General features: G+C 69.1%; 2 protein-coding genes (1 of these 2 running past the window's edge). Both read right to left on the bottom strand.

Annotated features, from left to right (window positions below):
* Nucleotides 1-2,316, bottom strand: partial view of a non-ribosomal peptide synthetase gene (locus QX041_RS07975; RefSeq protein ID WP_316164878.1) — the 5' portion only. It extends 4,275 nt beyond the left edge of the window; the window shows 2,316 of its 6,591 coding nt (coding positions 1-2,316); it begins with the start codon at nt 2,314-2,316; its stop codon lies off the left edge, out of view.
* Complete coding sequence (locus QX041_RS07970) at nt 2,313-12,038, bottom strand: non-ribosomal peptide synthetase (protein WP_316164877.1); 9,726 nt, start codon at nt 12,036-12,038, stop codon at nt 2,313-2,315. Before QX041_RS07970 ends, QX041_RS07975 begins: the two co-directional genes overlap by 4 nt.

Here is a 12,038-nt window from a genome sequence, read left to right as displayed (position 1 = left end):
AGCGAGAACGAGCACGTCGAGCCCGGAGAGCCGCGCGAGGTCCGAGCGGCCCTGCAGCATCGCCGGCGGCAACGTGGCATGGGTGATGCGATGTTCGGCGAGATAGTTCACCAGCTCCGCCGCATCGCGGTGCTCGCGGCTTCCGAGCAGATGCAGTTCGGCGCCGGCGCAAAGCGCCATGACGATGTCCCACACGCTCGCATCGAAGCTGAAGGAGGCGAATTGCGCGATCCGGCTGTGCGGACCGGTGTCGAACAGCCCGATCTGGGCCTGCGCGAGATTGACCAGGCCGTGGTGCTCGATCATCACGCCCTTCGGCTGTCCGGTCGAGCCCGACGTGTAGATGACATAGGCGAGGTTGCGCGGCGTCAGGCCACGGGCAACAACATCCGGTGCGCCCTCCGGCAGCCCGCTCCAGGCCGGCGCATCGCTCTCCACATCCACGACCGGACATGCCACGCTGCCGAGCGTACTGGCGCTCGCGCCGTCACAGAGCAGCAGCGTCGGCCGGGCATCGGCCGCGGTCTCGCGCAGCCGCTGCGGCGGATAGGTGGGATCCAGCGGCAGATAGGCCGCTCCCGCTTTGAGGACCGCGAGCACGCTGACGATCGCATCGATGCCGCGCTGCTGGCAGATCGCGATCAGCCGGTCCGGACCAGCGCCCAGCGCGACGAGATGATGCGCGAGGCGATTGGCGCGCAGCTCGAGCTCGCGATAGGTCAGGTTGACCTCGTCATGGACCAGCGCCACCGCCGACGGCCGGCGGCGCGCCTGCTCGGCAACGAGATCCTGAATGCAGCAGTCAGGCGGCGTGAACGAGCGCGTGCGATTCCAGTCATCCAGCAGCAGCGCACGTTCCTCGGCTGGCAGCAGCTCGATGCGATCGACCGGCTGGCTGGTGTCGGCGACCATGGCGCGCAGCACCGCCAGCAGATAGGTGCGATAGCGCTGCACGGTCTCGGCGTCGAACAGCGCCGTCGCGTAGTTGATCTTGCCGGAGATGCGTCCACCGCTCTCACTGAGATCGAGCTCGAGATCGAACTTGATCTTGTGCTGCTCGGTCGCAAGGCGCTCGACCGCCAGGCCGGGCAGCGCCAATGAACCGATATCATTGCTCTGCCATGCGAACACCACCTGGAACACGGGCGTGTATTCCGGATGCCGCGGGGGTTGGAGCGCCTCGACAAGATGCTCGAACGGCAGGTCCTGATGATCCTGCGCCGCAAGGACGGCCGTCTTCACCCGCTCGATCAACTCGGCCACAGCAGGACCGCCCGAGAGGTCGAGCCGCAGCGCCAGCATGTTGACGAAGAAGCCGGCCAGGCCTTCGAGCTCCGAACGCATCCGATTGGCGGTCGGCGTGCCGATGACGAGATCCTGCTGGCCGGCCAACCGCGACAGCACGAGGGCCCAGGCGGCCAGCACGATGACGAACGGGGTGGCGCCGAGCGCGATGCTCAATTGCCTGATATCGGCCGAAAGACCGTCGTCGATCTCGACAGGCACCGCGGCGCCGGCGTTGGATCGCGGTGCAGATCGCGCCCGGTCCGTCGGCAGTGCCAGCAAGGACGGCGCGTCGCGCAGCACGGCGATCCAATGATCGAGCTGCCGCTGCAGCCGATCTGCCGTCAGCGAATGGCGCTGCCATGCTGCATAGTCCGGATACTGAATCGCCAGCGGCGGCAACGGATCATTGCCGCCTGCAACGAAGGCGGCATACAGCGCCGAGAGCTCGCGGACGATGACGCCCATCGACCATCCGTCGGAGATGATGTGATGCTGGCTGAGCAGAAGGACATGATCATCATCGCCCAGGTCGATCAAATGGCTGCGGATCAATGGACCCCGCGCAAGATCGAACGGCGCGCGCGTACACTCATTCAGCAGATCGGCCAGCCGCGTTTCGCGGTCCGGCCGCCCGCGAAGATCGTGCACCTCCAGCGGCAGGCTGGTGTCCGGCGGCAACAGCGCGACCCGCGGCTCGCCCTGCCCGGCGACGAAGACCGTCCGCAGCGCCTCGTGGCGGGAGAACAGCCGGTCGAGGCTGCGGCGCCATGCGCCGATGTCGAGCCGGCCGCGCAGCCGCAGCGCCACATCGATGTGATAGTTGGTACTTCCATTCTCGAGCTGGGCCAGCAGCCAGAGCTGCTGCTGCGCGAAGGAGAGCGGCAGCGAGCCCCCGCGATCGGCGATCGGGATCGTGTTTGTATCGCGTCTGGGGACATTGCGGCCGCGCTGTCGCGCGCGCGATGCCAACCGGCGCAGCGCCTCCGGATCGAGGTTGTGCAGAAGAGGCTGTCCTGATTGTCCGCTCATGATAGCTCCGCTGTCATCAGGTCCTCGAGTTCACCTTCGGCGAACTGCTGCTCGATCAGTCTGATGGAGAGGACGCGCGCGAACTCCGCCAATTCCGGATGAACGAACAGCTCGGACAATCGCATCGATGTGCCGAACTCCTGCGCGACACGGCTGAGCAGCCGTACCGCCAGCAGAGAGTGGCCGCCGAGATTGAAGAAGTGATCGCCCCGCCCGACCCGGTCGAGGCCGAGCAGCTCCGCCCAGATGCCGGCCAGCGTGATCTCGATCTCGCCGACCGGAGCTTGATAGTGGGCCCCCGCGTCGCCTTGTGAGGCCAGCGGCAGCGCCTTGCGGTCGACCTTGCCGTTCGGCGTCAGCGGCAGCCGCGGCAGCACGATGACGCGCAACGGCACCATGTAGTCCGGCAGCGCCGTCGCGAGCGCCGCGCGCAGCTCGCCGCCATCGAGCGCGCACTCACTGCCGACATAGCCGATCAGGTTGCTACCGCCACCGACATCCTGCGCGACCACGACGCTGTCGCGGACGCCGGGCAGCGCGCGCAGCCGCGCCTCGATCTCGCCGAGCTCGATGCGATGCCCCCGTATCTTGACCTGGTGATCGGCGCGGCCGACATAGTCGAGCGCGCCATCGGCACGCCAGCGCGCCAGGTCGCCGGTCCGGTACAGCCGCGCACCGGGGCCGCCGAACGGATCCGGAATGAACCGCTCCGCGCTGAGCCCGGGCCGCTTCCAATAGCCGCGCGCCAACCCCTCGCCGCCGATGAACAGTTCGCCGGCCACCCCGGGCGGCGCCAGATTGAGATTGGCGTCGAGCACGTAGAGCGTGGTATTGCCGATCGGACCACCGAGCACCGGCATGGGATCATTGCAATCGAGCCGGTGGCGCGCAGACCACACCGTGGTCTCGGTCGGCCCATACATGTTCCAGACCTCGCCGCTCAGCGCGACGAGCCGCCGTGCCAGATCGGGAGCCAGCGCCTCGCCGCCGCTGAGCACGCGACAGCGACGAGGCAGCGCGGCGGCCCCGTCATGATCGAGCAGCATGCGCCAGCTCGACGGTGTCGCCTGGATCAAGGTCACGCCGTGCCTGGCCACGATCGCCTTCAGCGCCGTCGGATCCTGCGCGGAGGCGCGGTCGGCCAGCACGATACGGGCCCCCCGGGTCAGCGGCAGCCACAGCTCCAGCACCGCGATGTCGAACGACAGCGAGGTCAATGCCAGCACGCGGTCGTCCGATGCGATCCCCGGCTGCTCGGCCATCGTCGCCAGAAAATTCGTCACTGCGCCGTGACGCACCATCACGCCCTTGGGCAGGCCGGTCGAGCCCGAGGTATAGATGACGTAGGCGAGGCTCTCCGGATGAATGGCGAGGTCGAGGTTGCCGGCGTCGCCTCCATCGTCGATGCGATCGAGCAGCCAGGCTTCGGCTCCGCTGTCGGCCAGCGCGGGCGTGAACCGATCTTGCAGCTCGGCTTGCGTGAGCAGCAGTCTTGCGCCGCTGTCGCCGAGCATGTGGGCAAGACGCTCGGCCGGATAGTCCGGATCGAGCGGCAGGTAGGCGGCGCCGGCCTTCAGCACGGCGAGCAGCGCCACAATCATCTCGGCGTCGCGCTCCAGCGCCAGTCCAACCACGACATCGGCGCCGATCGCGCGCGCGCGCAGTCGCCGCGCCAGCCGGTTTGCCCGCGCATTCAGTTCGCCGTAGCTGATTCGGCGGTCGCCGCAGACGATCGCAACCGCGTCCGGGACGGCCTTCGCCCGCGCCTCGATCTGCGCCACGAGGCCAGGCGCCGCGCCGATCGACGACGGTCGGCGTGACGTCTCGCCGATCGCAGCTCCGCTCCAGCGCAGGACGCACGCCAGCGCCTCTCCGTCGACCATGCGAAGGCTGCCGGTCGGACGGGTGGCATCCGCCGAAATCCGCGTCAGCCAGTCTCGCAACGACGCGCTCACCCGGCGAACCGCATGGTTGTCCAGTTGCGCGCGATCGTAGTTGAAGTCGAGGCGCAGGCCCTCGGGTCCATCGAACACGATGACCGCGATCGGATAGTTGGTCGGCGTCACGTGTTCGACCCGCCCGATCTGCGGCCCGGCACCGTCGCGCGCGGTGAGCGACTGATCGATCGGATAGTTCTCGAATACCATCAGGCTGTCGAACAGCGGCTGCCCGGCCCTGCCGGCCAGACGCTGGATCTCGTGCAGCGGCAGCCACTCATAGTCGCGCGCCGCGACGCTCTGCGCCTGAAGGGCGCGCAGCCAGTCGCCGGTCGCGGTCTGCGGATGCGCGCGATCGATCAGCGGCAGCGTGTTGATGAAGAGGCCGACCATGTTCTCGGCGCCGGCAAGCTCGGCCGGACGGCCCGAGACCGTGACGCCAAAGCAGACCGCGCTTTGCCCGGTATATTGCCGCAGCAATTGGGCCCAGGTCCCCTGCAGCAGCGTATTCATCGTGATGCGCTGCTGCGTCGCGAACCGCCGCAGGCGAGCCGCGAGATCACCGTCCACGCGCAGCGTCAGCCGGCCATGGCCGCTCGCAGCGTCGATCGCGCGGCTCGCACGCAAGGCGTCGGCGAGCGGCGTGGGCTCGAAATCGCGCAGCGTCTCGCGCCAGAAATCAGCGGCTGCCGCCTGGTCGCGCGTCTGCAGCCAGGCGATGTAGTCGCGGTAGCCGCCTTGCGCCGCCGACGGCGCGGCGCCGCCGATCTGCTGCAGCACGTCGGCGAGCAGCCGCGCCGAGCTCCAGCCATCGATCACGATGTGATGATGCGTCCAGATCAGCCACAGCCTGTCTTCGCCGAGCCGGATCAGCCGCAGCCGCTGCAGCGGCGGCCGGGTAATGTCGAAGCCGAGTTCGCGCTCGCGCCGTGCCGCCTCCGCAAGCGCCGCATCGATCTCCGCCGCGGCAGCCCCGCCCGTGATACGGCTGCGCCAATCCTCGTCGACGACGGGCACGTCGAGCTGCCGGTAGACGATCTGCTGGGCTGCTCCGGACAATTGTTGCCAGGCGAACCCGGTCCGCAGCACCGCATTCCGCGCACTCGCCGTCTGCCATGCCGCACGCAACCGCGCCGGCGTCACGCCCCGGAGCTCGATCGAGAGCTGGTTGACATAGACGTCATCGGCGCCATCGCGCAGCGCATGGAACAGCAAGCCCTGCTGCATCGGCGACAGCGGGTAGATGTCCTCGACGGAGCGACAGTCGACGGTCGCGCAGAGCCGGTCGAGCGCCGCCTGATCGAGCCCCGCGAGCGGAACGTCGGACGGCGTGAGACCGCCGGCGCCGCCGAGGCAATGATCGACGAGACCATGCAGCGCCGCGCGATAGAGTTCGGCGAGCCGTTCCACGGTCGCGCGCCGATACCGCCGGCTTCCATAGCGGAAGCCGAGCCGCAGCCGCCCGTCACGCACCTCGCCGTTGATGCTGAGCCAGGCCCGCAACGGCGTGTCGGCGGCCCGCATCGGTCCCGGATTCTCCGCCGCGATCCGGTACGGCGCGGCCGCACCGAGCTGGCCGTCGAAGCGGCCGAGATAGTTGAAGACGATACGCGGGTTCGGCGTCGCCGCCAACGCGTCGCGATGCTCTTTCGCGCTGAGATAACGCAGGACGCCATAGCCGAGCCCGCGATCGGGCATGGCGCGCAGCGTCTCCTTGACGCGGGTGATGAGCGCGCGATCGGTCTCGCTGCCGCCGTCGAGACGCACCGGGAATGCGCTCGTGAACCAGCCCACCGTCCGCGTGAGATCGACGTCCGCGAAGACATCCTCGCGGCCGTGGCCCTCCAGTTCGATCACGACGCCTTCGATCCCGCTCCAGCTCCAGAGCGCGCGTGCCAGCGCGGCCAGCAGCAGGTCGTTGACCTGCGTGCGATAGGCCGCAGGCGCGGCATCGAGCAGCCGTTCGGTCAGCTCCGCCTCGAGGTTCAGCACGACCTCCTCGGCGTCGGCCTCGGCGTCGGTGCCACCATGATCGTCGTCACAGGGCAACTCGCTGCCGCGGGAGGACGCGAGCCAGAACGGCAGTTCGCCTGCGAGCCGATCGGAGGCCGCATGCGCGCGCAGTCGCTGCGCCCAGGAAGACGGCGCGGAGCTCGTGGGCGGCAGGCTGACGGCGGCCGCCTGCCCCGCCGCCTGTTCGTAGGCCGACGCGATGTCCTCGAGCAGGATCCGCCATGACACGCCATCGACGGCGAGATGATGGATGGCGACCAGCAGCCGCTGGCTGCCGTCGCGCATGTCGAATCCGACGGCGCGCAGCAGAGATCCCGATGCCAATGACAGGCTCGCCTGCGCCCCCGACGCGATCGCGCTGACGTCGGCCGGCTCGACTGCCGTGCGGAGCCAAAGCAGCTCGGGCGCAGCAGGCAGGTCGGCCGGCACCGCCTGCCATTCACCCACGATCCGCCGATACGTCATGCGAAGCGCATCGTGATGCCTCACGACGGCAGCGAGCGCCTGCTGCAGCACGCTCCAGTCGATCCGGTCCCGCGGGGTCAGCAGCACCGCCTGGTTGAAGTGATCGCGGTTGGAGATTTCCTCGGCAAAGAAGCGCAATTGGATCGGCAGCAGCTCCGCAGCGCAGGCGTTCATTGCGTTGCGTGCTGCTGCCGGCGGCGTCATGGCCGGCGCGGAGGTGGTCGCAACCACGCCGGCCAGCGCCGCTATCGTCTGCTGCGCGAACATCTGCTTCGGCGTCAGCATGACGCCGCGCTTGCGCAGCCGTGCGATGATCTGCAGGCTGAGGATGGAGTCGCCGCCGAGCTCGAAGAAATTGTCATTGCGGCCGATCCGCTCGCGGCCCAGCACGTCCTGCCAGACGGCGGCGATGGCCTGCTCCACCGCGCCGACCGGGGCGACATACGACAGCACGGCGTCATCGTCCGGCTGCGGCAGCGCCGCGCGGTCGAGCTTGCCATTGGCGGTCAGCGGCAGCCGCTCGAGCACGACGATGCGCGACGGTACCATGTAGTCCGGCAGCATCGCCGAGAGTTGCTGCCGCAGCGCCTCCGGCTGCAACACGACGCCGGCCGCGGCGACGCAATAAGCCACGAGCTCCTGGCGTTCCTGCTCGGCGTCGACGGCGCGGGCCACGACGGCGGCATCGGCGACGCCGTTCAACGAGGAGACGACGCGGCTGATCTCGGCCGGTTCGACGCGGTAGCCGCGCAGCTTTACCTGATCATCGCGTCGGCCCAGGAACACGATCCGGCCCGCTCGATCACAGCGCACCAAATCGCCGGTCCGGTAGAGGCGTTCGCCTGCAGGTCCGAACGGATCGGGAATGAAGCGCTCGGCCGTCTGTCCAGGCGCACCGCGATAGCCGCGCGCCAGCCCGGCGCCGCCCACATAGAGTTCACCGGCGACCCCGGCCGGGACGATATTCAACGCATCGTCGAGAACGTAGGCGCCCAGGTTCGCAAGCGGCAATCCGACCGGCAGCACACCTTTGGCTTCGGCGTCCGTCCACTCATGGGTCGTCACGCCGACCGTCGTCTCGGTCGGGCCGTAGTGATTGACGATCCGGCAGTGCGGCCGCAGCCGGCGGACCTCTTCGATCAAGCCGGGATCGCAGGCCTCGCCGCCAAGGATCAGCACGTCGCGCGGCAGAACGTCGGCCGAGCGCCGCGCCCGCAACAGGCCGCGCAGATGGCTCGGCACGATCTTGAGGACGCCGACCTCGCCGTCGCGCATCGCTTGCGCAAACGCATCCGCATCGAAGGCGGCATCGGCCGGCAGCAGATTCAAGGTCACGCCGCTCGCAAGCGCGCCGAACAGCACGGTATGGCCGAGATCGGCGGCGACCGTCGAGACCATCGCCATGCCGGCGCCGGCGCGCGGCTGCAGCCGGGACAACAGCGCCTGAACGTAGTTGGCGAGCGCGCCGTGCGACACGGCGACGCCCTTGGGCGCACCGGTCGAGCCCGAGGTGTAGATGATGTAGGCGGTCTGCGCCGGATGCGGCCGCGGGGCATCGAACGCGCCGGAGGACGCATCGCCGCGCAGTTCACCGTCGAGCGTATGACACTCCAGCGCCCTCGCCGCAGCCAAGTGCTCGCCGGTTGCGACCAGCGTGCCGATGCCGCCGCCACGAAGGATGCGATCGACGCGCGCCACCGGCCATGCCGGATCGAGCGGCACTGCGGAGCCGCCCGCCTTGAGGACGCCGAGCAGCGCCGCGACGAAGGCCGGCGACCGCTCGATCCACAGCGCCACCGGCGCCTCGCGCGTGATGCCGGCCGCGACGAGCACACCCGCGATGTGGTCCGACCAGCGCACGAGCTCGGCTGCGCTGACGGTGTCCCGTCCCTGGCGCAGCGCGATCCGATCATCGCGGCGCGCGAGCGCAACACCGATCAGATCGAGGATGTCGGTCGCGGGGAAGCTCGTCGCCTCCGCCACGACGGTCTGCTCGACGCCGCGCGCGATCGCGAAGTCGCGCAGCGGCCGGTCGGTGGCGGCCGCGATCTGCCGCAGGAAATCGACGAGCTGGTTCCCGATCCGCTCGACCGTCGTCACGTCGAACAGATCGGTTGCGAAATTCAGGCTCGCATTCATGCCCGTCGGGCCGTCGACGATGTCGAGCGCGAGATCGAAATGCGAGCCGGCGAGATCGACGATGCGCGGCTGGGCGTGCAGGCCGTCGCCGAGCGCAAGTCCGGCAGGCGCGGCCATGTAGTTGAACTTGACCTGGAACAGCGGATTGTGGCCGCCGGAGCGAGTCGGCTTCAGCGCGTCGACGAGACGGTCGAACGGCAGATCCTGATGCGCCAGCCCGGAAATGACCTCCTCCTTCGCCCGCGCCAGCAGCTCGGCGAAGCTCATGCCGTCGGTCACGTCGGCGCGCAGCACCAGCGTATTGACGAAGCAGCCGATCAGCGACGCCAGCTCGGCCTGGCGGCGCCCGGCGACGGGCACACCGACGCGCAGGTCGGAGCGGCCGGAGTAGCGGAACAGCAGCAGCTGATAGGCGGCGAGCAGCAGCATGAACATGCTGACGCGATGCTCCCTGGCGAGCGCGCGGAGCCTCAGCACCAGATCTGGCGCGATCTCCACGTGGATGGTGTCGCCGCGATAGCTCTGTACGGGCGGCCGCGGCCGGTCGAACGGCAATGCAAGCGGCGTATCCGCATCACCGAGCCGCTCGCGCCAGTAGGAGAGCTGCTGCGCGGCCTCGGGGCCGGAGAGCCAATCCCGCTGCCATGCGGCGTAGTCGGCATATTGGATCGCGGACGGCGGCGGCAGCGCCCCTGCCCCGCGCCGGAGCCCGTCATAAAGCGCGGCGATCTCGGCCAGCAGCACGTCGAGCGAGAGCCCGTCGGCGACGATGTGATGCGCCGACAGCAGCAGTTCGTGGCGGTCGTCCGCGAGCTGCATCAGCACGGCGCGCAGCAGCGGGCCATTGACGAGATCGAACGGCCGCGCCAGCTCCTCGCGTGTTCGCGCCGCGACGCGCGACGCGCGCTCCGCCGCCGGGCTGCGCCGCAGATCCTCGACCGCGACGGGAATGTCCGGCGACGCATGGATGACCTGCACGACGCGGCCATCCGGGGCAGAGAAGGTGGTGCGCAGCGTCTCGTGGCGGGCGACGATTTCGGTCAGCGCCTGCACCAGCCGTGCTTGATCGAGCGGGCCGTCGAAATGAACCGTGCAAGCGATGGTGTAGGCCGTGCCGGCCGGATCCATGCTCCAGAGAAACCACAGCCGCTCCTGCGCGGGTGACAGCAGCTCGCGCAGCCCCGCCGGTGCGGGCTGCAGCGGCGGGAGCACTTTCGCGTCCGCGCCGGCCGCATCGATGAGCGCTGCGAGCGCGACGAGCGTCGGCGCATCGAAGAAGCCGCGCGGCGCGAGCTCGACCCCGAACTGCTCGCGCACCATCGCCGCGATCTGAGCGGCCGCGACCGAATTGCCGCCGAGCATGAAAAAGTCGTCGTTGCGGTCGACGGTCGCGCGCCGCAGCACATCCCGCCAGATCAGCGCAAGACGGCGTTCGGTCGCCGTCGCAAGCTCCGGTGACGGCGAGGGGTCCGTCGCCTCGCGTCGCCGCTCGAACACCATGAAGCTGTCGAGCGTGCCCTGCGCCCACCTGGCGCGGCAGGCGGACCGCTGCAGCTTGCCGCTGGTGGTCAGCGGCATGCCTTGCGGGTTCAGCAGCACGACCACCGCCGGATATTCCTGCGTCTGCCGCATGACCGAATCGCCGATCGCCTTGATCAGCACGTCGGCCGGCGTTCGCCGCAGTACCGCCCTGCCGAACTCGGCGGCGACGCCGATGCCTTCGACGCCATCGATCTCGACCGGGAAGGCCGCGACACGTCCCTTCCGCACCGAGGCCACCTCGGTCTCGACGGCCTGCTCCAGATCGAACGGATAGATGTTCTGGCCGCGGACGATCAGCAGATCCTTGAGCCTGCCGGTGACGACGAGATCGCCGTCGCGGACGAAGCCGAGATCGCCCGTCCGCAGCCAGCGCGCGCCATCGCGAAGGACGAATGTCTGCTGCGTCGCCTCGGGATTGTTCCAATAGCCCTGCGCGACGCTCGGACCTGCGACCCAGATTTCGCCGACCTCATTCGTCCCGGCGTCGGCGGACGCATCGACCCTCATGATGCGCACGGCATGGCCGTCTGCCACGGCGCCGCACGCCATCAGGTCCGTGCCCTCGCCGGCCTCCGCAACGCGGCCACCCGCGAGCGCCGCGGGATCGAGCGTGTGACAAACCGCCCGGCTCGCGCGGTCGCCCGCCGTCACCAGCAAGGTCGCCTCGGCCAGGCCGTAGCACGGCGTCAGCGCGCGAGGATCGAGGCCCGCCGGCCGGAAGCGCGCGGCAAATCGATCCAGCGTCGCGCGGCGCACGAACTCCGAGCCGGAGAACGCGAACCGCCATCGGCTGAGGTCCAGGCGCGCGATCGCTTCGTCCGAGATCCGGTCCGCACAGAGCGCGAACGCGAAGTCCGGCCCGCCGCTGCAGGTGCCGCCGTGGCGGTGGATGGCGTCGAGCCAGCGTCGCGGCTGCTCGAGGAAATTGCGCGGCGACATCAGCACCGCCGTGAAGCCCGTGAACAGCGGATTCAGCAATCCGCCCATCAATCCCATGTCGTGATAGAGCGGCAGCCAGCTGACGAAGACGTCGTCCCTGGTCCCGCCGAGCGCCGCTTCGATTGCGATCTCATTGGCGACCAGGTTCCGGTGAGTGACGCAGACTCCCTTCGGCTGCGACGTCGAACCCGACGTATATTGGAGGAAGGCGATCGCATCGCCGTGCAAGTCCGTCTCGCGCCAGGATGCGGCGGCATCGACCGGCACCTCGTCGACGGCAACAACATGAGCATCGGTCTCGCCGACCGAAGCGACGACGACGTCGCGAAGCCGCGCCTGGGTGAGAATGAGTCGTGGCGCCGCATCGCGCAGGATGCCATCGAGGCGGCTGGCGTAGCGCTCCTTGCCGGTCTCCGGCGGATAGGCCGGCACGGCAATGACCCCGGCATAGAGGCAGGCGTAGAATGCGACGGCATAATCCGGACCGTTCGGCAGCAGAATCACGGCGCGCTCGCCGGCACGCGCGAGCTCCTGCAGATGCGCCGCAAGCGCGCGGATGCGCCGGTCCAGCGCAGCGAATGTCAGCTCGTGGACGACATCGTCGCCTTCAATGAAGCGCAGCGCCGGATGGTCAGCACGCGAGGCGGCATGCTCGCGGAGTCGTTCGACGAGGGTCTGTGTCGGCAT

The sequence above is a fragment of the Bradyrhizobium sp. SZCCHNRI2009 genome, from assembly GCF_032485115.1.
Classification (GTDB): Bacteria; Pseudomonadota; Alphaproteobacteria; order Rhizobiales; family Xanthobacteraceae; genus Bradyrhizobium.
This window is presented reverse-complemented; position numbering and strand designations above follow the sequence as displayed.